The following is a 22,726-nucleotide window of genomic DNA, read 5'->3' as shown; positions in this document are numbered from 1 at the left end:
GCCCTTGGCCGTGTGGGCAGGCCGTCAATTTCGCCGGGGCATTATTTGGGCCGGCCGTCATTTCGCGGGGGCCGCGTTGAAGCGGTCGCGCAGCGCCTTCAGGTCCAGGGTCTGGGTCGGGGCGGCCCAGGGGCCGGTCATGCGCAGGGTCAGCGGCGGCAGGTCGCCGTCCGTCTTCACCTTCAGGGTCAAACCCAAATCCACCTCCTCCTCGGCCAGCGAGACGGTGCCGGCCAGCGTGCCGTCGGCCGGCGCGGTGGTCAGACGGGCGTCCTCGGTGCGGATCACCCCGTTGTCGATGGCGAAGCGGGCGTCGAGCCGGTCGAGCTTCGTCTCTCCGCCCTGGAGCGCGCCGGCGACCGCGGTCAGCACCTCCTGCGTGCGCTCCACCCCGGCAAGGCGGCTACGCAATGCCACGAGGTCGACGCCGCGCAGCACGCCGCCCGACGCCACCGCCCGGCCGCGGCCGGTCAGGCTGCGGAGCAGTGCGTCGCCGTGGTCGCTGCCCGACAGGGTCACGTCGAGATCGACTGTGCCGCCGCTGAGGCCGAGCCCGGTGAGGCCGGACAGCGCATTGCCCGTGTCGGCCTTGATGACGGTGAGATCGGCGTCGAGCTTCGGCGCCTGCCCGGCCGCGGTGGCGAGACGGCCGCTGAGGCCGATCTGGCCGCCCTGCCACTCGCCGTCCAGCTGCTCCAGGGTCGCGACGCCCTTGGACAGGGTCGCCCGCAGCGCCGGCTGGGCGATGCGCTGCCCACCCACCGTCAGGGAGGTGGAGGTCAGGCCGAGGCGGCCGTCCAACGACTGCATCCAGGCGAGGTCGGACAGCGGGTCGGCCGGCGTTGCGGCGGGATCGCCGGCGGCGGCGGCAGGACGACCGGCGCCGTCGCCGACCAGCGGGGCGTTGCGCAGCCGGTCGAGGTCGAGGTCGCCGGTCTGGATGTCGGCCTGGAAGGCGGGGCGTTCAGCCTTGCGGTCCAGCACCAGCTTGCCGCGCAGGGGCACGCCGGCGACCAGCCCCTGGAGGTTGTTCAGAGCGGGCGACGCCGCCGAACCCGACAGCTCGCCATAGAGATCGAGCGGGCCATAGGCGCGGGCCAGGCCCGTGTCCGTGAACAGGGCGGCGATCCGCCCCATCTCCGGATGGGTGAGGCGCAGCTTGAGGTCGGCGCTGGGCGTTCGGTCCAGCCCGAGCAGAACGCCGCCGGCCTCCAGCGTGCCGCCGAGCATGCCGGCCGAGGCCTCCACCGCCAGCCGCTCGCCGTCGCCGGCCAGCCGCGCCTTGGCGCTGACGGCACCCAGCCGCTCCGGCACCGGCAGGCCGCGCGGCCAGGACACCGCACTGGGCAGGCCACCCAGCGACTTGGCATCGGCCGTCAGGGCGAGATTCACGCCGCGCAGCGGGATCAGGCTGGCGACCTGACCGTCGATGCGGGCCTGGAGGCCGGCGATATCGTCAACCTTGGCCTCGCGCACCGTCAGCGCACCGGAGGCGACCGTGGCGTCGAGGCGCAGCCCCTGCACCGGCAACCCGCCCACCGTCAGCTGCCCGACCCGCAGATCGAGGTTGGCGTCGGCAATGCCGATCATGCGCTGCGGTGTCTGGCCGGAACCGGTGGAGCCGTTGGCGGTCCCATTGCGCGGGCCGACGGCGCGGTTGGCCGGCTGCGCAGCGGTCTGGGATAGCCCCTGGGATGGCACCTGGGCGGTCGTGGGATCGGCCGGCAGGTAGCCGTCCAGATTGAGGCGGTCGAGCTCCAGCCGGGCGCCGAAGGCGGGACGGCCGCGGTCGACATAGGCGATGGCGCCGCTGAGGCGGCTGCTGTCGAAGCGGAAATCGAGGCCCGACAGCTCGAAGCGGTCGGCATGGCCCTGGAGACGGCCCGACAGCGAGGCGCGGCGCAGCCGGTCGGCCGGGACGCCGTGCAGGTCGAGCTTCGCCCAGTCCAGCAGGGCGCGCAGGTTGTCGGCGTTCGCCTCCATCCGCACGTCCAGCGTCGGCTGGCCGCCCGGCGTCGTCACCTCCCCCGCCGCGACGAAGTCGGAGCCGCCGGGCAGAAGCGCGCTGATCCGGTCGATGTTCAGCCGGCCGCCGGAGAGGCTGGCTTCGATCCGGCCCTGCCGCACCACGCCGCGGTTGTAGGCGATGGCGTCGACGGCGACATCCAGCTTGGCCTCCACCCCGGCAGGCAGCACGATGGACAGGGTCTGCGCCTTGCCGCCGCCGGAAGCGTCCGTGGTGCCGGACGCGGCGGATGGGGCGGACGCGGTGTTGCCGCCGCTGCGCGCGCCCTGCGCCAGCCAGGCATCCAGGTCGAGACGGTTGACGGCGAGGGTCAGCTCGGTGCGCGGCTCCTCGCGCTTGGCGGGATCGCCGGCGCGGAGCGTGGCGTTGCCGGTGGCGCGCGTGTCGCCCAGCTGCGCTTCCAGCCCGGAGAAGGTGGCGAGGCTGGTCCCCGCCTCCACCGTCGAGCGCAGGCTGAAGGGCTGGGCCAGCGCCGCCGGGGCCCAGGAGGATTTCGGGGAGTCGATCAGCTTGGCGAAGTCGCTGCCCTCGGCGCGCAGATCGCCCTGGACCTTCGACCCGTTCCCGCTGTTGCCGCCGCCGGTCAGGATGCCGGCGAAGCGCAGGGTGGCGTCGGTGTGCGGCATCGACAGGGTGGCGCGCACCGGCACCGCTGCCCCTTCGGTGAAGCGGCCGGCGGTCGCTTCGCCATGCAGGGACAGGCCGCGCAGGCGGAAGTCGCCCTGGATCTGGAAGGGGCCGTTCAGGCTGCCGGCGGCGATGCGGGCGCTGAGGCCCGCCACCGTCTCGGTCCGGCCGTTGCGGTCGTCGCGGTAGATGATCGTGCCGTTGTCGATCAGCACCTGATCGAAGCTGACGGCGGAAACCAGCCCCTCGGCCGCCCCCAGCCCGTCGCCGCCGCGGGTACCGGCGGTGGACAGGTCCCAGTTGATGCGGCCGTCCTTCAGCACCTCGACCACGAAGGTGGGTTCGACCAGCGCGATGCTTTCCACCTGGATGCGGCCGCCCAGCAGCGGGCCGAGCGCCACCCGGGCGTCGAGCTTCTTCAGGCGCACCATGTCGGGTTCGGCGGCGCCGGCTGCGTTGGCGAGCCGGGCGTCGCGCACCGTCAGCGCCGGCGACGGCAGCAGGGTGAAGCCGACATCGCCCCGCAACTCCACCTGCCGGCCGGTCGCCTGCGACACCCGCTCGGCGATGATGCCCTTGTAGGCGTTCCAGTCGATGAGGCTCGGCGCCGCCAGCAGCAGACCGGCCGAAACCGCCAGTCCGGCCAGTGCAGCGATCAGGATCTTCTTCACCGGGTTTCCGCCTTCCCTGCGACCGGCCCTGTCGTCGGCCGCGCCCCTTTGCCACGTCTATACAAAGACCAGTTCCCCCACCCATCGCACCGTCCGCTTCCGGTGCGCGCCATCCTTCGGTAAGCTAGCGCCCGCAGAAGAAACAAGCAATTTGGGCAATCCCACGGCCAAGTCGGGATCCGCCCGGATTTTTCGTAAAGTTTTTTCGTCCCGCCGCCCGCCGGAATCGGCCGTGCGGCGCCGAACCCCCTGAAAACAGCCACCGGAGACCGTGCCATGGGCGACGTGGTCAACCTCAACCGTTTCCGCAAGACCCGCGACAAGGCGGAGCGCACCAGGGAAGCGGAGGCGAATCGGGCCCGATTCGGCCGCACCAAGGCGGAGAAGGAGCGCGACCGCAAGGACGCCGAGCGGCGCACTCAGACTTTGGATGGGCATAAGCTGGACGGGGAGGACTGACTGCATAAGCCGAAAGCACGGCAAAGACCAAGCTGCGAAGTGGGAATAACCTCTTCTTATTTGTTACTATTGGGTATACCGATAGTTCCCTATTGCGACTATCGGGGCGGTTGTGTGACAGTGCTGGTCATGGGCGCCGGCCGGCGCTTTCCTAGGCTGATGGGGAGGGCCGTCTTCATGGTCGACATGACGTCTTTTCGCGGTTCGGTGCAGGCGCCTCAGACGCAAACCCCCAACTGGCTTCCGGCAATCCGTTCGGTCGAGATGGACCGGCCCTGGGTCTGGCTGGCATCGGCCTGGCAGGACATGATGGCCGCCCCCGGCATCAGCTTCGCCTACGGCGCGCTGGCGGTGATCTCCAGCCTGGTTCTGGTGGTCGGGCTGGCGACGCTGGACATGGAATATCTGCTGCTGCCGATGGCGGCCGGCTTCATGCTGGTCGGGCCGCTGTTCGCCGTCGGGCTCTATGAGACCAGCCGCCTGCTGGAGCTGGGCGAACGGCCGACGCTGGCCAAGGTGGTCGCAGCCTATCGCCGCAACGGGGTCCAGATCGCCGGGATCGGCATGGTGCTGATGCTGGCGCTGCTGGCCTGGATCCGCGTCGCCTTCCTGATCTTCGCCCTGTTCTTCTCCGGCGAACCGCCGGCGCTGGACCAACTGGTCGACCGCATCTTCTTCTCGGCGGAGACCATCCCCTTCCTGCTGACCGGGACGGTGTTCGGCGGGATCATCGCGACGGCGGTGTTCTCCGTCGCCGTGGTGTCGGTGCCGATGCTGCTGGACCGTGAGACCGACGTCTTCACCGCCATGGCGACCAGCATCGCGGTGGTGCGCGCCAACATCAAGCCGATGATCGCCTGGGGCTTCCTGATCGCCCTGTTCATGAGCGCCGGGATGGTCACCGGCTTCCTCGGGCTGGCCATCGCCCTGCCGGTCGTCGGGCATGCCTCCTGGCATTGCTACCGCGATCTGGTCGGCATCGGGCGATGACGTAGGGCAACACACTCCGCAAGCAGACGAAGCCCCTCTCCCCCGGCGGGAGAGGGGCTTTTTTCACCCCTTTTTGAAGAATGCCTCGGCCGCCGATTTCTGCGCCTGCTTGCCGGCGATGGCGGCGCGGGCGCGGACGATTTCCGCTTCCAGCGTGGCGATGTAGGCCTCGATCTCGGCCACGCCCATCACGGTCAGGTCCTTGGGCGCCGGCTTGGCCTTGCGCGGCTCCAGATCCTCGAAACGCTCGTCGATGGCCATGATTGGGTCCCTCCCCCTCTTGTGTTTTCGGGCCCTGGTCCGGCTTGTCAGACCGGTTGGGCAAATCTACCTTTCGGGCCGGACATTGCCAAACAGACAAAAACGGAAGGGACGACCGCCATGGGTCTAAGCTTGCCCGACAGCATGCGCTGCGTCGAGATCACCCAGCCCGGCGGGCCGGAGGTGCTGCGCCCCGCCCGCCGCCCCGCCCCGGTGCCCGGCCCCGGCGAAATTCTGGTGGAAGTCGCCGCCGCCGGCGTGAACCGTCCCGACACGCTGCAACGCCAGGGCCGCTACGACCCGCCGCCGGGCGCATCCGACCTGCCGGGGCTCGAGCTGTCCGGCACGGTGATCGCCATCGGCGAAGGTGTGGAGAGCTGGGCCAGCGGCGACAGGGTCTGCGCCCTGGTGGCCGGCGGCAGCTATGCCGAATATTGCGTGGTGCCGGCGGTGCAGGCCCTGCCCGTGCCGGGCCCGCTGTCGATGGTCGAGGCGGCGGCGGTGCCGGAAACCTTCTTCACCGTCTGGACCAACGTGTTCGAGCGCGGCGCCCTGAAGCGCGGCGAGACCCTGCTGATCCATGGCGGATCGAGCGGCATCGGCACCACCGCCATCCAGCTGGCCAAGGCCTTCGGCGCGACGGTGTTCACCACCGCCGGCAGCGACGACAAGTGCCGCGCCTGCGAGGAGCTGGGTGCCGACCGCGCCATCAACTACAAGACCGAGGATTTCGTCGCGGTCATCCGCGAGGCGACCGGCGGTCGCGGCGTCGATGTGGTGCTGGACATGGTCGGTGGCGACTACATCGCCCGCGACATCGACATCATGGCGTTGGACGGCCGTCACGTCTCCATCGCCTTCCTGCAAGGGGCGAAGGTGTCGCTGAACATGGCTCCGGTGATGACCAAGCGACTGACCCTGACCGGATCGACGCTGCGCGCCCGCCCGGTGGCGGAGAAGGGCCGCATCGCCGCGGCCTTGCGCGAGCATGTCTGGCCGCTGCTGGAGACCGGCGGCATCAAGCCGCAGATCCACGCCACCTTCCCGCTGGAACAGGCGGACGAGGCGCACCGGCTGATGGAAAGCAGCGCGCATATCGGCAAGATCGTGCTGACGGTGGGGCCGGACGCCGCCTGATTTTGCGCTTTTCTTCGCCGCTGCGGCACCGTCGGGCTTGCCATCCGCTGCCAAGACAGGTTAGCAGAGGCGAGCGGGCGGCCGGGATTTCCCGGTGCGCCTGCGCAAGCATGCTTACGCGGACCGGTATTCGCCCTATATCGTGGTGGCGAGAATGGGGCGGCCGCCCCCGGAATCGCGAAGCCGGGTCGCGAAGCCGCCCCCGCGCCGCATAACCAGTTAGAACGACCGGCCGCACCACCCGCCAGCGGGTGCGGCCGGTAAAGAAGTTTGTCAGGAGGGATGATGGCTCTGCCCTTGATGCCGAAAGCGACAGCCGTCTGGCTGGTCGAGAACACGTCCTTGTCCTTCGAGCAGATCGCCGCCTTCTGCGGCATGCATTCGCTGGAAGTCCAGGCCATCGCCGACGGCGAGGTCGCGGTCGGCATGGTGGGGCTGGACCCCATCGCCAACGGCCAGTTGACCAAGCACGAGATCGAGCGCTGCGAGAAGAATCAGGACCTGCGCCTGAAGCTTCTGGTCGCCGACCTGCCGCAGGTCGCCTCCCGGTCCAAGGGCCCGCGCTACACCCCGATCACCAAGCGCGGCGACAAGCCCGACGCCATCGCCTGGCTGCTGAAGCACCATCCAGAGCTGTCGGACGCCCAGGTCTGCCGCCTGATCGGCACCACCAAGCCGACCATCGCCGCGGTACGCGACCGCACCCACTGGAACGTCGCCAACATCAAGCCGCGCAGCCCGGTGATGCTGGGCCTCTGCTCCCAGCGCGAGCTGGAAGAGGCGCTGGCGCTGGCGATCCGCCGCGGCGGCGTGCCGCGTGCCCCGGAGGACGCCGCCGAGGACTTCTACGGCGAAGGCCGCGAGGACGACCGCTATTCCGAACAGGAAGACGCGCACTGAGGGGGGTGTCCCTCTCCCCGAGCGGGAGGGGGAATACCGCTTGATGAAAGCTTAGAATCCGGCCATGACCGATCCCACCACCCCTCCGCCCCGGCTCGTCGTCGGCATCAGCGGCGCGTCGGGAGTGATCTACGGCATCCGCATGCTGCAGACGCTGCGGCGGATCGGCGTCGAATCGCATCTGGTGGTCAGCCGGTCGGCCGAGGTCACGCTGGCGCATGAAACCGCCATGAAGGTGGCCGAACTGCGGGCGCTGGCCGATGTCAGCTATGCCGCCGCCGACATCGGCGCGGCAGTGTCCAGCGGCAGCTTCCGCACGCTCGGCATGGTGGTCGCCCCCTGCTCCGTCCGGACGATGAGCGAGATCGCCAGCGGCGTCACCTCCACCCTGCTGACGCGAGCGGCGGACGTGGCGCTGAAGGAACGGCGCCGGCTGGTTCTGATGGTGCGGGAGACCCCGTTGCATCTGGGCCACCTGCGCACCATGACCGCGTTGGCCGAAATGGGGGCGGTGATCGCGCCGCCGGTCCCTGCCTTCTACGCCAAACCGCAGGGCATCGACGATCTGGTCGACCATTCCGTTGGCCGGGTGCTGGACCTGTTCGGACTGGACGCCGGAAACCTGCGGCGCTGGGGCGAGCATAGGTGAGACACCTGCCCCGCGACGGTCGCCTAACAGGTGGCTTGGAGCGCGGGCGCAATGCCATTATACCGCTGTCGATGCACCACGACGCGGAACCGGCATCGCCGCCGGCCGGCGCCAAAGGGGAAAAGCCCATCATGCCCTTCAGCAGCAAACCGTCCGAGCCCATCCGCCAGCTTCTGGCCGGCATCAAGGCATTCCGCGCCCGCTATTACGAGCGACGCCCCGACAGCATGCGGCAGCTGGCGACCGAAGGGCAGCACCCGGAGGTTCTGCTGATCGGCTGCTCCGACAGCCGCGTCGACCCGGCGCTGCTGACGATGGCGGAACCCGGCGAGATGTTCGTCGTGCGCAACGTCGCCAACCTCGTCCCGCCCTACCAGCCCGACGGCGCCTATCACGGCACCTCGGCCGCCATCGAATATGCGGTCAAGGCGCTGAAGGTGTCGGAGATCATCGTGCTGGGCCATGCCAAGTGCGGCGGCATCCAGGGCCTGATCCGGCTGCGCGCCGGGCAGAAGGCGGAGGACGATTTCGTCTCCCCCTGGGTGTCCATCGCCGGTTCGGCGCTCGACCCCTATGTCGGGCCGGAAGGCTCCGAACAGGCGCGCGCGGACGCGGAGAAGCTGCAGAACACCCCGGCGGTGATCGAACGCGCCGCGGTCCGCGCGTCGGTCGAGAACCTGATGACCTTCCCCTTCGTGCGCGAAGGGGTGGAGGCCGGCACGCTGAACATCCATGGCTGGTGGTTCGACATCGAGTCGGGCGAGATGTGGGCTATCCATCCCGTCACCCGACTGTTCCAGCCGGTCGAGTGAGCGGCTCGGCGAGCCGTTTCAGACCAGGAAGCGTTAACCCGAGCGCCGGCACGGGATTTGCCGGCCCCCTGCCCTGTTGAGGACGAAGGATGAAATCTCCTTCGCAATCCTCATAAGGGAAAGGGACTGCCATGAAGACCGCGCTCCGCTTCGTGATCGTCGCCGCCGTGCCGTTGGCGCTCGCCGCCTGCAACCAGACCAGCAGCAACAGCGGCGGCGGCGGACTGTTCGGCAACAGCGGCGGTGGGCTGTTCGGGTCGGGAGACTCCGATTCCTACGTCCGCAACGGCCGCTGCGACGACCCGCGCTACAACACCTCCAACGGCGGCCATGCCGAGGCCGGGACCGACGATTACGACTGCTCTCGCTATGGCAACGGCCTGAAGCGCTGAGCCAGCGCCGCCAGTTCCGCGGCCATGCGCCCGGCGACCGCAGGCCAGTCGCCGGGCGCCGGCTGACGGAACAGGCGGGCGGTCGGATACCAGGGGCTGTCGTCACGGCCGGTCAGCCAGCGCCAATCCGCCGAGAAGGGCAGCGCCACCCACAGCGGCACGCCCAGCGCGCCGGCGAGATGGGCCGGCCCGGTGCAGGACGACACAACCAGATCCAGGTTCGCCATGATCGCCGCGGTGTCGGCGAAATCCGAGATGACGGTTCCCAGATCGGTGAAGCTCTCCGGCATGACGCTCTCGGCGAGGCCGGCGCGTCCTGGCCCCATCTGCAATCCATAGAACCGGCAACCCGGCACATCGAACAGGCCACGCAGACCGGCGAGCCTGGGCGAGCGCTCCTCGTCGCCGGGGAAGCGCGGGTTGCCGGCCCAGACGACACCGACGCGCAGCCCGTCCTGCCGCCCCAGCCGCTCCCGCCAGCGGGCGACCCGCACCGGGTCGGGGCGCAGATAGGGGATATCGGCGGGCACGCTGTCGAAGCCGGTGGCGAAGGCGTGCGGCAGGCTCATCAGCGGACATTCGAGATCGAAGGGCGGCAGCGGATCGCCACGGGCGATGACCTGCGCCGCCCCCTCAAGCCCGGCCGTCAGGGGCAGCAGGGGCCGCTGCACCTCCAGCACCACCCGGCCACCGCGGGCCGCCACCAGCGGGACATAACGCAGGAACTGCAGCGTGTCGCCCAGCCCTTGTTCGGCATAGAGCAGGATGGTACGGCCGTTCAGCGGCTCGCCCTGCCATTGCGGTTGAGGGAACGGCCGCCAGGGCGGATCGGCATGGGCGTCACGGCGGCGCCAGTCGAACTCGGGCCAGCCGCGCCGATAATCGCCGGCCATCAACTGGGCGAAGCCGAGATTCCAGTGCAGACCGACATCCTGCGGCCGGTCGGCCAGCGCGCGTTCGAACTCGACGGCAGCCTCCGCCGGGCGGGTCATGGCGATCAGGGCGATGCCCCGCGCCGCATGGACCGACGGGCCGGGTCGCAGGCGCTCCGCCATGGCGAAGGCGTCCAGCGAGTCAGGGAAGCGGGCGAGCTTGGCCAGGACGGCGCCCAGCACCTCCCACGGCTCGGCGGCATTGCGGTCGAGAGCCAGAGACTCACGGGCGGCGGACTCGGCCTCCGCCCAGCGGCGCTGGGCCGCCAGGGCCGCGGCAAGGGTCGCACAGGCAACAGCGGACCGGGCGTTCAGACAGAGCGAGCGGCGGGCGCAGCCCTCGGCCGATCGCGCATCGCCGCAGGACAGCAGGGCGGCGGCCCGGTTCGCCAGCGCGTCGGCATGGTCGGGCGCCAGCGCCAGCGCATGACCTGTCGCCGTCAGCGCGGCCGGCGCCTGCCCCAGGCGGCGCAGCGCGCCGGCGCGGCTGGCATGGGCATCGGCGAGGTCCGGCATCAGGCGCAACGCCCGGCCATAGTGCTGCACGGCGTCGTCGAGGGCGCCGGCGGACTGCTCGACGCCGGCAAGGTTCGACAGCCCGCCGGCCCCGTCGGGACGCAACGCCACGGCAAGGCGCAGGCAGCGTTGCGCCTCCGCCTGCCGGCCGGTCTGGGCGGCCAGCACCCCCAGAAGCTGCATGGCGTCGGCATATTCGGGGTCGGCACCGAGGATTCGGCGATAGATGTCCTCCGCCTCCGCCACACGGCCCGCCTGATGGTGGTCCAGCGCGATCAGCAGAGCCTGCGACAAAGTAACCATCGGCACACATGTGAAGTGATGGAGGGAGTAACGGGCTTGCCGCCGGGAACGGGATCATGCCTCTTCGGAACCCGCCCGGTCCAGCCGGGCCTATGCCTGAAATCGTCGCAAACGGTCACAGAATTGGGATTTTCCCTGGATTGTCATGACGCTGACCCATCGTTATTGTCCGCGCCGTTCTTCGAGGAGCGGATCATGACCACCCGCCCAATCCGGGCACTCTTCTGCCACTCCGGCCTCCGCCGGGTTACTCTCGCCGCCGCCCTGACCGCTTGGTTCGGGACAGTTGGTTTCGGAACAGTTGGTTTCGGGATCGCCGCCGCGCAGGCCAATGAGGGCGCCAAGCCGAACGGCTGCCCATGGGCCCAGGACGTGACGCTGGAGATCAACGGCAAGACGCTGACCCTGAAACAGGACGCTTTCACCACCACCAGCTCCGAACCGCTGGAGATCGAGCAGTTCAAGGTGTTCCCGCTGATCGACCAGTTGAAGCTGCGCATCATCGGCCCGAAGGGGCGGGAGTGGGAGGCGGCGCTGACTCGTCTGGTCAGCGGCAAGCGGTGCAGCGCCTTCTATGCGGGCAAGCCGGTGCTGGTGTCCAACACCGTGCGCGATCCGAACGAGCTGATCCTGAACCGGTAGGTCAGTTCCCCAGCACGCCCGGCAGCACCCCCGCCAGTTCCTCTAAAGCCGGGTCGCCGCCGGGCACCAGCAGCGCCATGTTGGCGACGGCAAGCTCCACGCCGCCGCCCGGCTGCGGGGTAAAGCCCGCCGTGGCGAACAGGCGGTCCTGCTGGACCCGCTCGGCCTCCAGTTCCGCGGCCTTCATGCGGCGATAGAAGGCGTCGTCCTCCGTCTTGACACGGCGGCGCAGAGCGCGCAGCGGACGCACAACCTCCTCCCGCCAGCCGGCGACCGCCCCGTCGATGCGGGCCAGTTCATCGGCCGACAGGCGGATGCCGCATTCCAGGCCGGCCCAGGCGGCGAACAGCAGCACATTCACGTCGACCCCGCGCCGGTCCTGAAGGGACAGGCAGCAGGCCGGCACCCCCGGCCGCCCGTAGACGGCCAGGGAAAAGTCCCAGAAGGGATTCGCCGGCATTCCTCCCATCGCCACCGGGATCAGTCGCCGAAGCTGATGTTCAGGCCGCGGGCCGTCTTCACCAGCGCACCGTCCAGCTCGACGCAGGAGTAATGCTCGATCGCCTCGGTGATCGGCACGTCGATGACACCGCGGTTCGACCAGGCGACCATGCGGTTGAACTTGCCCTCCGCGATCAGGTCGACGGCATGGACGCCGAAGGCCGAGGCGATCAGGCGGTCACGCGGGCTGGGCATGCTGCCGCGCTGGACATGGCCCAGCACGGTGACGCGGGTTTCGGCCCCGGTGGCGTCGGCGATCTTCTCGCCGATATAGTCGCCGATGCCGCCATAGCGCTTCTCGCCGCCCTGGAGGATCTTCTTGACCCCGGTGCCCTCCAGCGTCTTCACCGCCTCCGACACCACGACCAGGGCGAAGTTGCGGCCGGAGTCGCGGACGCTCTGGATTTTGGCGGCGATGCTTTCGATGGAATAGGGGATCTCCGGGATCAGGATCACGTCGGCCCCGCCGGCGATGCCGGCCGCCAGCGCGATGTGGCCGGCGTCGCGGCCCATCACCTCCAGCACCATCACGCGGTGGTGGCTGGCGGCGGTCGGTTGCAGGCGGTCCAGCGCCTCCACCGCCACGGCGACGGCGGTGTCGTAGCCGACCGACACCTCGGTCTTGCCCAGGTCGTTGTCGATGGTCTTGGGCACGCCCACCATCGGGAAGCCGCCCTTCTGCGCCAGCTTGTGCAGGATGGCGAAACTGCCGTCACCGCCGATGCCGATCAGCGCGTCCAGTCCGAGTTCGCGGTAGCCGCCGACGATCTCGTCGGAGCGGTCCTTCAGCGTGCCGTCGGGCATCGGATAGGCGAAGGGGTCGCCGCGGTTGGTCGTGCCCAGGATGGTGCCGCCCTGGCGCATCATGTGGCCGTCGACGGAGCCGAGATCGAGCGTCTGGTACTGCACCGGGCGCTGGAGAAGGCCCTGGGTGCCTTCCTTGATGCCCAGCACCTGCCAGCCATAGCCGGTGGCGCGGTGGACCACCGCACGGATGACCGCGTTCAGCCCGGCGCAATCGCCGCCGCTGGTCAGGATGCCGATGCGCTTGCCGGCTTTATTAGGGGCAGTCATTGAGGGTTTCCCGTCCCGTTCGCCTGTTCGTTGAAATGGACCACCATGTTACCGGAACAGAACTTTCCCGCAATCGTTGCCCGCATCCGCGAAGGGGGCATTGCGCCAGCCGCATTCTCTCCGGCGCGACGCCGGGCATGCCAAAGCGCCGAGCCGGCGGTTTGGCGGTGCCGTATCGCCGGAAATCTGGTATAGTCCGGCCCGCCCAGCCAAGGGTCACCCGCAAGAGCACCCCCGTCCCACCCGGGGCAACGGCCATTCCTAACGGGCGCGATGAACGAGCAAGAGATTTTGAAGGAAAAGCTGGCGAGCTTGCGCAGCGAGCACCGCGACCTGGACGACGTCATCGCCCGGTTGGCCGAACGTGCGCCCTATGACCAGTTGCAGATGCAGCGGCTGAAGAAGCGCAAGCTGATGCTGAAGGACCAGATCATGGTCCTGGAGAGCCGGCTGCTGCCGGACATCATCGCTTAATCATTCCCTCTCCCGCCCCGGGAGAGGGAGAAGCTCGTCACCCCTTCTTCGGCACTGTGAAGAACTGGATGCCCATCTGGAAGCTGCGGGCGATGTTCTCGGCCTTGCCGATCAGGAAGTTGGCGCCTTCGGCCGGCAGGACCTCGTGGGCGGTCTGGCGGAACAGGCCGAGCCAGCGTTCGAAATGCGGCGGCTCCAGCCCCAGCGAGATGTGGACCGGCATCGGACGCCCGTCGTAGCGCTGGGTCAGTAGGGCGATGGACGACCAGAAATCCATCATCTTGCGCAGATGCGGCTCCCAATCGGTGATGGCGCGGCCGAAGATCGGACCAAGCTCCTCGTCCTTCATGATCTTGCCGTAGAAGGTCCGCACAAGCGTCTCGATCGACGCTTCGTCGATGCCGACCGCGGCCATCCGTTCCTCCGCCATGGCGGCGCGGATGTCGCGGTGTTCCTTGCGCTGGGTGTCGCCGAGGTCTTCGCCGGAAACGGAGTCGGTCATGCGATGGGTCCGCCGAGTGAATTGAGCAGGGTCTATCCAGTCCATATAAGGCGGCACCATAAGTGGAACCATGTTCCGCCGGAAGGGCCGGAATGTCGCAGCCGCAGGGTGGGATTCGCGGCACGCAGACGCCAAGGAACGGCGCCGCCTCTGGACAGAAGCCCGACTCTTCCTATAATGCGCCGCTTTCCGGACCTTGAGGAAAGCGCCAGGCCGTGACCGCCGACCACTCCCCCAACAGCACCGCTTCGGCTACCGGCGCCCAGCCGCTGGTCGGCATCATCATGGGCAGCCAGTCCGACTGGACGACGATGAAACACGCTGCCGACACGCTGGCGGCGCTGGGCGTCCCGCACGAGGTCCGCATCGTTTCCGCCCACCGCACCCCGCACAGGCTGGTGGAATACGCCACCACCGCCAAGTCACGCGGGCTGAAGGTGGTGATCGCCGGGGCCGGCGGAGCCGCCCATCTGCCGGGTATGGCCGCGTCGATGACGCCGCTGCCGGTCTTCGGCGTGCCGGTCGAAAGCCACGCGCTGAAAGGCATGGACAGCCTGCTGTCCATCGTGCAGATGCCGGGCGGCGTGCCGGTCGGCACGCTCGCCATCGGCAAGGCCGGTGCCATCAACGCCGCCTTGCTGGCCGGCTCGGTCATCGCCCTGATGGACCCGGCGGTGGCCGACGCGCTGGACGGCTGGCGCGCCCGCCAGACCGCCGCAGTCGCCGAAGCCCCCGTCGACGATCCTGCCTGACAACTGGCCTGATAACTGGCCCGGACAACTTGAAAGCCTCACCGTCATGACCGGCACCCCCCTGCCCCGCCTCGCCCCCGGTTCAACCATTGGCATGCTGGGTGCCGGACAGCTCGGCCGGATGACGGCGCTGGCCGCGGCACGTCTGGGCTACAAGACCCATGTCTATGCCCCGGACGCGGCCGACAGCCCGGCGGCGCAGGTCAGCGCCGCGGCGACCGTCGCCGGTTGGGACGATCTGGAGGCGCTGGAGCGCTTCGCCCGCTCGGTCGATGCGGTGACGCTGGAGTGGGAGAATGTGCCGGTCGCCACGGCCGAGCACCTCCGCCGCTTCACCAACCTGAACCCCGGCCCGAACGTGCTGTCGGTGGCGCAGGATCGCATCGCCGAAAAGAGCTTCGTCAACGCGCTGGGCATCGCCACCGCCCCCTGGCGCGCCGCCAGCAGCGCCGAGGAGGTCGCCCGCGCGGTGGCCGAAGTCGGTCCACGCTGCGTTCTGAAATCGACGCGGCTCGGCTATGACGGCAAGGGACAGGCCCGGTTGGACAGCGGCAGCGATCCGGCGGCGGCCTGGGCCGGCATCGGCGGCGGCAAGCCCGGCGTGGAGGGCATCGTCGAAGGCTTCGTCACCTTCGCCTGCGAAGTGTCGGTGATCGTCGCCCGCGGCGCCGACGGCGCGATGGTCGCCTATCCGGCAGTGGAGAACCGTCACAAGGACGGCATCCTCGACGTCACCGTCGCGCCCGCCGCGCCGGAAAAGGTGTCGGCGGCAACCGCGGCGGAGGCCGACCGCATCGCGCGGCGCATCGCCGAGGCCCTGGATCTGGTCGGCGTGCTGGCGGTGGAGATGTTCGTCACCGCCGACGGCGCCGTGCTGGTCAACGAGATGGCGCCGCGCCCGCACAATTCCGGCCACTGGACGATGGACGCCTGCGCCACCTGCCAGTTCGAACAGCTGGTCCGCGCGGTCTGCGGCCTGCCGCTGGGCTCGGTGGAGCGGGTGGCCGATGCCGAGATGACCAACCTGATCGGCGACGACGTGCTGAGCTGGCCGGAGCTGTTGGCCGACCCCGGCGCCCGCCTGCACCTGTACGGCAAGGCGGAAGCCCGGCCCGGCCGCAAGATGGGCCACGTCAACCGGCTGTTCCCGCGGCGCTGACGCCGTCACCACGGCAAAAGCCGAAGGGCCCCGCGACCGTTACGGTCGGCGGGGCCTTATCCATTTGGATGGGGGGTCGGTCCCGTCGCCACCGAAGTGCAGCCACTGCACGCGCTGCGCCGGTGGATGGACATCACCGGTTTCTCGGCCGCGACGGGACGGCTGGAGAATGGCGGTTGAGCCTGCCCGGCTCAAGGCCGAAGGAGCGCAACCTGATGGCGCAAGCAGCGTACCGCTTTGAAGGCAACCAAACGGTGTTTCGGGCTCCAGCCAGATGTGGCGCCGCTCACAACGGGTATGACACCCCACAGTCGGGCAAATCCGCGGTCCTCAGGAAGCGGACATTCCATCGCCACAACCTTTCGGAGGTAATCACCGGCCGGCGTTCGGAATAAGCCTGATTTCCGCTTTTTGGTTGCGGTTCCGACATTTACGTTCAGCCAACGGTAATCGGGCGCATAGTCCCCATCGCCGAGCAAATATCACCTTTTGCAGCAAAAATATCGGCAGCCGGCGTGAGAAGGCTGACACACCCGCCAATCTGGAGATCCGAAATGCGCTTTCCAGTTCTCGACGGCTGGCGCGGCTTATGCGCTTTGTTCGTCGCACTATTTCACTTCAACGCCTCAGGTCATTTCTATCCCGTTCCATTCGTTCGCGGCAGCTATTTGTTTGTGGATTTCTTTTTTGTTCTCAGCGGTTTCGTCATCACCCACGCCTATATCCACCGCCTGAACTCGACCGCAGACGGCAGGAATTTTCTGGTCAGACGCCTTGGCCGGGTCTGGCCGCTGCATGCCGCCACCCTGATCGCCTTCATTCCGCTGGAGATCGTAAAGGCACTGGCGGTCAGCGGCGAGACGGCGGCCTTCACCGCCCGCTTCGCGCCGTCCTCCATTCTCAGCAACCTGTTCCTTGTGCACTCCCTGGGCATCGAGAACGGGTTGACCTGGAACATTCCGAGCTGGTCGATCAGCGCTGAGTTCCTTGCTTACGTCAGCTTCGCAGCGCTCTGCCTGCTGGCCCGCCGCACATGGCTGGTGACGGTTTCGGCGGTGGCGCTCTCGGCTGCCGGCGCCTTCGTGGTCATGGGATGGTCCGACCAATACATAGACACCAGTTTCGACTTTGGATATTTCCGCTGCCTCTATGGCTTCTTCACCGGCCATGTGGCGTATCGGCTGTTCCAGGCGGCCCGCGGCGCCGGACTGCCCAAGCTGACAATGGGGCTGCCAATAGCCGGTTTACTCGAAGGTCTCAGCCTTGCCGCGGTGGTCGTCTTCGTCGCCACAGCCCGCGGGAATGCTCTGTCCTATGCCTCACCGCTGCTGTTCGGTCTCGTCGTCTGGGTGTTCGCCTTCGAAGCCGGGGTGATTTCACGGCTGCTGGCGATGCGGCCTTTCCAATGGCTGGGTGCCCGCTCCTACTCCGTCTACATGGTGCATGCGCTGGTGATCGCGCTGTACGAGAAGGCGGCGGTTGCGATGCAGAGGCTGTCGGGTCAGCCGATGTTCATCGAGCAAGCGACCGACGGCGCCGAAGACCGGCTGATCTCCTTCGGTGCCACCTGGATGATGGATCTTCTGGCGCTAGCCTATCTGGGAACGGTGGTCGCGGTGGCCAGCCTGACCTACCGCTTCGTGGAGATACCCGGACAATCCAGCTTCAACGCACTGCTGCTGAAGCGGCGGAAGCCCGCGGTCCGGCCGGCGGCGATGGAAGTTACCTGACCTTCTTAACCATCATGCATGGCGAGGCGGCTCCGGTGGAAAAGACCCGATAGGGCCGCCGGCCTATGCCGGACACCATCGACAACGGTCATTCTGATTCCGGAACGATTTCGTCAATTTCCTGCTAACGTTATTAATCGCAGCCATGAGGACCCGGCAAAGTCACGCCCGGTAGTTCACATTTGCGAAATAGATGTCTCAAATTGTCGCGTTCAAGTCGGACGAAGGTCATTTCCCATCAATGCGGCTTTTATCTCGTATCGATATTGGTTACTCTCTGTTGCATTCAGGAAGAAACTCTCTAAACTTTGATGTAATTTGTAGCCGGATGACGATGCCCTTGTCGCAGGAAAGCGCAGGTCGCTCCCCTCCCCCGATCGGACCGGCCGTCACCCCGGCCTCCGGCGCGGCCGGTCATCGCCGCCCACAGTCCAGCCGCGACCGCGACCGCTTCGTCGGCTTTGCCTTCGCCGCCGCCGATCTGCTGATCGAATCGGATCCCCAGGGCAACATCCTGTTTTCCGCCGGCGCGCGCTGCCGGCTGACCAAGGGCGAGGTCGGCGGGCTGGTCGGCAGCAACCTGATGGAGGTGGTGGCCCCCAGCGACCGCAAATACGTCCATGTCCTGTTCGACCGCATCCGCGAAAAGGCGCGGATCAAGCCGTCGCGCGTGATGTTCCAGGCTTTCGACGGTCAGCAGTTCCCGGCACTGCTCGGCGGCTGCCGGCTCGACTCCTGTCCCGGTTCCCTGTTCCTCACCGTGCTGCTGACCGCTCCGGCCCGTGGCAATGGCGGCAGCGGGGCGGTCACGGCGGCCCAGGGTGAACTGCTCGACCAGTGCGGCTTCGCCGGCATCCTGGAGGAGCGCATCCACGCCGCGCGCGAACGGGGACTGGAGCAGGGGCTGACCCTGCTGCTGGTCGAGGGGTTGCAGGCGATGGTGGATTCGATGCCGGAGGGAGCGGCGGCGGAGGTGCGCGAGGGCATCGACGCCTATCTGCGCGGCATCTCCGCCGACGGCGACAGCGCCGGGCAGCTGACCGGCGACCGCTACGGCATCGTGCATGCCGCCGACATCGACGGGCGCGAGGTGCAGGGCCACATCGCCCAAATCATCGAGGCGGCGGGCGGCGCTTTGCCCGGCGGCATCCGGTCCTGGACGCTGGACATGGCCGACGACCGGCTGGACGCCGCGGATGCCGCCCGCGCGCTGGTCTACACCGTGCAGGCCTTCGCCTCCGCGCAAGGCGGCGAGTTCACCATCTCCAGCCTGGAGGATGGCGCGAACCGCCTGATGGCCGGGGCGGTGGAGCGGATCGGGCAGCTGCGCGCCACCATCGACAACCGCGACTTCATCGTGGTTTACCAGCCGATCGTCGACATCGGCACCGGCGCCGTCCACCATCTGGAGGCGCTGACCCGGGTCGAGGGGATGAGCTCGCCGGCCGACTTCATCACCTTCGCCGAGGATGTCGGGCTGATCTACGACTTCGACCTGCTGCTGACCCGCACGGTGCTGGACACGCTGCAGCAATTCCGCAAGGAACCAAAGCTGCCCGACGTGGCGATCAACCTGTCGGCAAAGACGCTGATGAGCCCGATCTTCTTCCAGCAGTTCCAGTCGGTCGTCGCCCCTTACGGCGATCTGGCCTCGAAGCTGCTCATCGAAGTGACGGAAACCGTTGTCGTCACCGACATCGCCAAGCTGAACGAGGTGTTGCAGAAGCTGCGCGAAAGCGGCTTCCGCATCTGCCTGGACGATGTCGGCGCCGGGTCCACCAGCTTCCAGTCGCTGTACGGCATCCAGGCCGACTATGCCAAGATCGACGGCAAGTTCGTCCGCGGCGCCGTGAACAGCCCGCGCGACATGGCGATGCTGCGCAGCATGGTCGATGTCTGCCGTCAGCTGGGGCTGGAACTGATTGGGGAGCAGGTGGAGGAGACGGTGCACGCCGAGCTGCTGAACGGCTTGGGCGTGTCGTTTGCCCAGGGCTTCCTGTTCAGCCGGCCGTCGAGCGACTTCGCCTATTTCGCCAAGGACTGGTCGAAGGTGCGCAGCGGCGGCAAGGTGCTGCTGAAGGGTTGACGCGCCGTGATCGCCGGAATGCCGGTGCCGTCTCAGGCCAGGGCCGGGGACCGGCCGAAGCCCTCGAACACGCCCATTTCCTCGATGCTGTGGACCTGCTCGAGCCGATTGCGGGCCGCGTTCAGAAGTTCCCGGTTGCGGGCCAGCGTGTCACGTCCGGCATAGCCGTCGCGCAGGTGAACGCGGTTCAGCAGAGCCTCCGCCTGATCGAGGGCTTCCATGATGGTTAGTGCAGTGTCGGCGTTCATTTTCGCCCTCTTGTTCTCTGAGCCGCGCCGACAAGCTGTCGTGCGATCCTTGATGAACGGACCTTAGCCGCCGCAACTCGCCATCAGGTAGAGGATATTTGGTCGCATGCGCAAGAAAACGTGTGGGATTTTACTTATTATTTCGCTTTGCTTGAATCGTTTCTCTCCAACCACTGGGTCTGTACGCGGATGACCTTCTCGGTGGCGGAAAACGCCTGACGGCGGGTGAGAACGAAAACGACGCCGCTGGACGCCGCGATCAGCGGAATGGGGCCGATGATCCAGACCAGGGCCGCCAGTGCGAAGTAATAGGCGCGGATGCCTCCGTTCAGCGCGACGATGGCCAGGGTCAGCGCCTCGCTGATGGTCTGGGCGATCTCCCGGCGGTCCTGCGGCGGCACCGGCGGCATCGGCGCAGAGCCGATCAGGGCGCAGCAGTAATTGTACTGACGCAGCGCCCAGGTGAACTTGAAGAAGCCGAAGGTGAAGATCACCACCATCAGCAGCATCTTGATCTCGAACATCTGGTGCGAGGTCGGGACGGCGAAGGACAGGTCCGATATCAGCTGCTGCGCCCGCTCCGCCGCACCGAAGGACCCGATCAGCCCGGCCAGCACCAGCATGTTGGTGGAGGCGAAGAAAGTGCAGCTGTGCATGGTGTGGCCGAACAGCTGCGCGTCCATGATGCGGTTGTCGCGCTCCAGCATCCGCTCGATCCAGTGGCGGCGCACGATCCGCAGATGCCGGTTCACCACGTTGCGCCCGGCCATCAAATGATCCTGGGTGACGGTGAAACCGACCCAGGAACCGATGAACCAGACGAAGGCGATGATGTCGAGCGTGGTGACGTCTGGCGGCATGGCGGCGGTCTTGGCACGGTGATGAGGGGGGCAGGCACCCGTGTACGCCGGCAATGGGCGGGTGTCCACCTGCGGGTATCCGAGAGCCCCCCTACTCCCCGCGCCCCTGCACCGCCTTCAACACGTGGACGCGGATGGCGCTGGACAGGTTGCCGGTTCGGGTCTGGTCGATCTCCTCGATCAGGGCATTGACCGACAGGCCGCGGGACTGCGCCACCGATTTCAGGGCGTCCCAGAACTCTTCCTCGAGGGAGACGCTGGTGGGATGGCCGGCGATCAGGACCGAACGCTTCTTCATGGTCACGCACGCATCGCAGTGGGAGATGGGGGTGGTCAGAGGAAGGCCGGTGCGGCCGGGATAACTCACCCCCACCCTAACCCCAAGCTTAGCCTGGACCAACCATCCGTTCGGGGCGAACCCATTGATCGAATTGCTCATCCGTCAGGAGTCCGAGTTCCCGCCCGGCCTCCTTTAGACTTGTCCCTTCCTTGTGGGCTTTCTTGGCGATCTTCGCCGCATTGTCATAGCCGATGTGGGGGTTCAGCGCCGTCACCAGCATCAGGCTGTCCGACACAAGCTTGGCGATGCGCTCGCGGTTGGCCTCGATTCCCACCACGCAATTGTCGGTGAAGCTGTTCGCGGCGTCGGCCAGCAGGCGGATCGATTGCAGGACGTTGAAAACGATCACCGGCTTGAACACGTTCAGTTCGAAATGGCCGGTGGCGCCAGCGACGGTCACCGTGGTGTGGTTGCCCATCACCTGGGCGCAGACCATCGTCATCGCCTCCGATTGGGTCGGGTTGACCTTGCCCGGCATGATGGAGGATCCCGGCTCGTTCTCCGGCAGCGACAGCTCGCCGATGCCCGAGCGCGGACCGGAGCCGAGCAGACGGATGTCGTTGGCGATCTTCATCAGCGACACCGCCAGCGTGTTCAGGTGGCCGTGCACGTCGACCAGCGAATCATGGGTCGCCAGCGCCTCGAACTTGTTCTCCGCGGTGACGAAGGGAAGGCCGGTGAAGGCCGCCACCTCCTCGGCGAAGGCTTCGGAGAATCCCGGCTTGGCATTCAGTCCGGTGCCGACCGCGGTGCCGCCCTGGGCCAGCCGGTAGAGCTGCGGCAGCGCGCCCTTCACCCGGCCGATCCCGTAGGAGACCTGGGCGGCATAGCCGGAGAATTCCTGCCCCAGCGTCAGTGGCGTGGCATCCTGGAGATGGGTGCGGCCGATCTTGACGATGTCCTGGAAGGCGTCGGCCTTGGCGTCGAGCGCCGTGCGCAGATGCTCCAGCGCCGGGATCAGGCTGTGCACGATCTCGTCGGCCGCCGCGATGTGCATGGCGGTGGGGAAGCTGTCGTTCGACGACTGCCCCATGTTCACATGGTCGTTGGGGTGGATCGGCGTCTTCGACCCCATGGTGCCGCCCAGCCGCTCGATGGCGCGGTTGGCGATCACCTCGTTGGCGTTCATGTTGGTCTGGGTGCCGGAGCCGGTCTGCCAGACCACCAGCGGGAAATGATCGGCCAGCCGGCCGTCGATCACCTCGTCCGCCGCCTCCATGATAGCGGCGCCGAGTTTCGGATCGAGCACGCCCAGCGTCATGTTCGCGGCGGCGGCGGCGCGCTTCTGGATGCCCAGCGCGCGCACCAGCGGCACCGGCATGCGCTCCCCGCCGATGCGGAAATTCTGAAGCGAGCGCTGGGTCTGCGCCCCCCAGTAACGGTCGGCCGGAACGTCTATGGGGCCGAAGCTGTCGGTTTCGGTGCGGACACCGTTCATGGTCGGACCTTTCCTGATCGCCGCTTTTGGTCACGGGTGGGACGGGTTGCAAATTCCCCCGCCCCGCCTGATCTTTGCGGTGAAGCCCGGAACGGCAAGGGCCGGGACTGCGCAGGCCAGGGCCACGCTCCAAGCGGGAGCTTGAGCGACTCGGCGGAAATCCTCGCTATTCACTCGAATTTGTTCTTGTTGCGTTCGCTGTTCTTCCGTACGCTTTCCTCAACGATCCGCCGCAAGGCCGGCGG

23 protein-coding genes are annotated in these 22,726 nt (G+C 67.7%); 13 read left to right on the top strand and 10 right to left on the bottom strand.

Going from position 1 to position 22,726, the window contains the following annotated elements; all coding sequences use genetic code 11:
- Nucleotides 1-57: 57 nt before the first annotated feature.
- Nucleotides 58-3,324 (bottom strand): AsmA family protein, encoded by a 3,267-nt coding sequence (locus ABNQ40_RS22280; RefSeq protein WP_109048373.1) that lies wholly within the window; start codon nucleotides 3,322-3,324, stop codon nucleotides 58-60.
- Between the two features lie 276 nt (nucleotides 3,325-3,600).
- Here ABNQ40_RS22280 and ABNQ40_RS22275 point away from each other — a divergent pair, with 276 nt between their 5' ends.
- Complete coding sequence (locus tag ABNQ40_RS22275) at nucleotides 3,601-3,783, top strand: DUF4169 family protein (RefSeq protein ID WP_109048374.1); 183 nt, start codon at nucleotides 3,601-3,603, stop codon at nucleotides 3,781-3,783.
- A gap of 177 nt (nucleotides 3,784-3,960) precedes the next feature.
- Nucleotides 3,961-4,773 carry a DUF2189 domain-containing protein gene (locus ABNQ40_RS22270; RefSeq protein WP_109048375.1) on the top strand — a complete coding sequence of 271 codons (813 nt, stop codon included), beginning with the start codon at nucleotides 3,961-3,963 and terminating at the stop codon, nucleotides 4,771-4,773.
- Between the two features lie 63 nt (nucleotides 4,774-4,836).
- On the opposite strand, the gene ABNQ40_RS22265 is transcribed toward ABNQ40_RS22270, so the two are convergent.
- On the bottom strand, nucleotides 4,837-5,034 hold the full coding sequence (locus ABNQ40_RS22265) for a DUF1192 domain-containing protein (protein ID WP_109048376.1): 198 nt from the start codon (nucleotides 5,032-5,034) through the stop codon (nucleotides 4,837-4,839).
- Nucleotides 5,035-5,154: 120 nt separating this feature from the next.
- Here ABNQ40_RS22265 and ABNQ40_RS22260 point away from each other — a divergent pair, with 120 nt between their 5' ends.
- The 5 genes from ABNQ40_RS22260 to ABNQ40_RS22240 all read left to right on the top strand — a co-directional run bounded on the left by ABNQ40_RS22260 (nucleotide 5,155) and on the right by ABNQ40_RS22240 (nucleotide 8,924).
- On the top strand, nucleotides 5,155-6,171 hold the full coding sequence (locus tag ABNQ40_RS22260; RefSeq protein ID WP_109048377.1) for an NAD(P)H-quinone oxidoreductase: 1,017 nt from the start codon (nucleotides 5,155-5,157) through the stop codon (nucleotides 6,169-6,171).
- A gap of 285 nt (nucleotides 6,172-6,456) precedes the next feature.
- Nucleotides 6,457-7,071, top strand: coding sequence for a DUF1013 domain-containing protein (locus ABNQ40_RS22255; RefSeq protein WP_109490764.1), 615 nt, complete (start codon nucleotides 6,457-6,459; stop codon nucleotides 7,069-7,071).
- 64 nt (nucleotides 7,072-7,135) lie between these two features.
- Complete coding sequence (locus tag ABNQ40_RS22250) at nucleotides 7,136-7,720, top strand: UbiX family flavin prenyltransferase (protein ID WP_109048378.1); 585 nt, start codon at nucleotides 7,136-7,138, stop codon at nucleotides 7,718-7,720.
- 131 nt (nucleotides 7,721-7,851) lie between these two features.
- Nucleotides 7,852-8,532 carry a carbonic anhydrase gene (locus tag ABNQ40_RS22245; RefSeq protein ID WP_109452532.1) on the top strand — a complete coding sequence of 227 codons (681 nt, stop codon included), beginning with the start codon at nucleotides 7,852-7,854 and terminating at the stop codon, nucleotides 8,530-8,532.
- Between the two features lie 131 nt (nucleotides 8,533-8,663).
- Nucleotides 8,664-8,924, top strand: coding sequence for a hypothetical protein (locus tag ABNQ40_RS22240; RefSeq protein ID WP_109048379.1), 261 nt, complete (start codon nucleotides 8,664-8,666; stop codon nucleotides 8,922-8,924).
- Here the strand turns inward: ABNQ40_RS22240 and ABNQ40_RS22235 are convergent.
- A complete protein-coding gene (locus ABNQ40_RS22235; RefSeq protein WP_109048380.1) occupies nucleotides 8,900-10,675 on the bottom strand; it encodes a tetratricopeptide repeat protein in 1,776 nt (591 codons plus the stop codon). The genes ABNQ40_RS22240 and ABNQ40_RS22235 overlap by 25 nt on opposite strands.
- A gap of 195 nt (nucleotides 10,676-10,870) precedes the next feature.
- On the opposite strand from ABNQ40_RS22235, the gene ABNQ40_RS22230 reads away from it, so the two are divergent.
- Nucleotides 10,871-11,317 carry a hypothetical protein gene (locus ABNQ40_RS22230; RefSeq protein ID WP_109490765.1) on the top strand — a complete coding sequence of 149 codons (447 nt, stop codon included), beginning with the start codon at nucleotides 10,871-10,873 and terminating at the stop codon, nucleotides 11,315-11,317.
- Nucleotide 11,318: 1 nt separating this feature from the next.
- Here ABNQ40_RS22230 and ABNQ40_RS22225 read toward each other — a convergent pair whose 3' ends face one another.
- Nucleotides 11,319-11,777 carry a TIGR02444 family protein gene (locus ABNQ40_RS22225; RefSeq protein ID WP_109048381.1) on the bottom strand — a complete coding sequence of 153 codons (459 nt, stop codon included), beginning with the start codon at nucleotides 11,775-11,777 and terminating at the stop codon, nucleotides 11,319-11,321.
- A 20-nt stretch (nucleotides 11,778-11,797) separates the two neighbouring features.
- Nucleotides 11,798-12,892, bottom strand: a complete 1,095-nt coding sequence (locus tag ABNQ40_RS22220) for an ATP-dependent 6-phosphofructokinase (RefSeq protein ID WP_109048382.1) — start codon at nucleotides 12,890-12,892, stop codon at nucleotides 11,798-11,800.
- Between the two features lie 273 nt (nucleotides 12,893-13,165).
- On the opposite strand from ABNQ40_RS22220, the gene ABNQ40_RS22215 reads away from it, so the two are divergent.
- Nucleotides 13,166-13,366, top strand: a complete 201-nt coding sequence (locus tag ABNQ40_RS22215) for a YdcH family protein (protein ID WP_012974357.1) — start codon at nucleotides 13,166-13,168, stop codon at nucleotides 13,364-13,366.
- A 37-nt stretch (nucleotides 13,367-13,403) separates the two neighbouring features.
- Here ABNQ40_RS22215 and ABNQ40_RS22210 read toward each other — a convergent pair whose 3' ends face one another.
- Nucleotides 13,404-13,868 carry a group III truncated hemoglobin gene (locus ABNQ40_RS22210; protein ID WP_246307229.1) on the bottom strand — a complete coding sequence of 155 codons (465 nt, stop codon included), beginning with the start codon at nucleotides 13,866-13,868 and terminating at the stop codon, nucleotides 13,404-13,406.
- Between the two features lie 215 nt (nucleotides 13,869-14,083).
- Here ABNQ40_RS22210 and purE point away from each other — a divergent pair, with 215 nt between their 5' ends.
- The 4 genes from purE (at nucleotide 14,084) to ABNQ40_RS22190 (ending at nucleotide 19,595) form a co-directional block, all read left to right on the top strand.
- The gene (gene purE, locus ABNQ40_RS22205) at nucleotides 14,084-14,620 is read left to right on the top strand and encodes a 5-(carboxyamino)imidazole ribonucleotide mutase (protein ID WP_109048383.1); all 537 of its coding nucleotides are present in this window, start codon (nucleotides 14,084-14,086) and stop codon (nucleotides 14,618-14,620) included.
- A 46-nt stretch (nucleotides 14,621-14,666) separates the two neighbouring features.
- Nucleotides 14,667-15,779 carry a 5-(carboxyamino)imidazole ribonucleotide synthase gene (locus ABNQ40_RS22200; RefSeq protein WP_109048384.1) on the top strand — a complete coding sequence of 371 codons (1,113 nt, stop codon included), beginning with the start codon at nucleotides 14,667-14,669 and terminating at the stop codon, nucleotides 15,777-15,779.
- Between the two features lie 554 nt (nucleotides 15,780-16,333).
- Nucleotides 16,334-17,509 (top strand): acyltransferase, encoded by a 1,176-nt coding sequence (locus ABNQ40_RS22195; protein ID WP_109048385.1) that lies wholly within the window; start codon nucleotides 16,334-16,336, stop codon nucleotides 17,507-17,509.
- A gap of 334 nt (nucleotides 17,510-17,843) precedes the next feature.
- On the top strand, nucleotides 17,844-19,595 hold the full coding sequence (locus ABNQ40_RS22190; protein WP_247880163.1) for an EAL domain-containing protein: 1,752 nt from the start codon (nucleotides 17,844-17,846) through the stop codon (nucleotides 19,593-19,595).
- A gap of 32 nt (nucleotides 19,596-19,627) precedes the next feature.
- Here ABNQ40_RS22190 and ABNQ40_RS22185 read toward each other — a convergent pair whose 3' ends face one another.
- The 4 genes from ABNQ40_RS22185 to fumC all read right to left on the bottom strand — a co-directional run bounded on the left by ABNQ40_RS22185 (nucleotide 19,628) and on the right by fumC (nucleotide 22,481).
- Nucleotides 19,628-19,843 carry a hypothetical protein gene (locus tag ABNQ40_RS22185; protein ID WP_146255407.1) on the bottom strand — a complete coding sequence of 72 codons (216 nt, stop codon included), beginning with the start codon at nucleotides 19,841-19,843 and terminating at the stop codon, nucleotides 19,628-19,630.
- 137 nt (nucleotides 19,844-19,980) lie between these two features.
- Entirely contained in the window at nucleotides 19,981-20,703 is a 723-nt protein-coding gene (locus ABNQ40_RS22180) for a DUF599 domain-containing protein (RefSeq protein WP_098739631.1), read from the bottom strand.
- Between the two features lie 91 nt (nucleotides 20,704-20,794).
- Nucleotides 20,795-21,001 (bottom strand): ribbon-helix-helix domain-containing protein, encoded by a 207-nt coding sequence (locus ABNQ40_RS22175; protein ID WP_098739630.1) that lies wholly within the window; start codon nucleotides 20,999-21,001, stop codon nucleotides 20,795-20,797.
- An 88-nt stretch (nucleotides 21,002-21,089) separates the two neighbouring features.
- The gene (gene fumC / locus ABNQ40_RS22170; RefSeq protein WP_109048388.1) at nucleotides 21,090-22,481 is read right to left on the bottom strand and encodes a class II fumarate hydratase; all 1,392 of its coding nucleotides are present in this window, start codon (nucleotides 22,479-22,481) and stop codon (nucleotides 21,090-21,092) included.
- Between the last annotated feature and the right edge of the window lie 245 nt (nucleotides 22,482-22,726).

The sequence above is a fragment of the Azospirillum sp. A23 genome (genome assembly GCF_042938965.1).
Lineage (GTDB): Bacteria > Pseudomonadota > Alphaproteobacteria > Azospirillales > Azospirillaceae > Azospirillum > Azospirillum melinis.
This window is presented reverse-complemented; position numbering and strand designations above follow the sequence as displayed.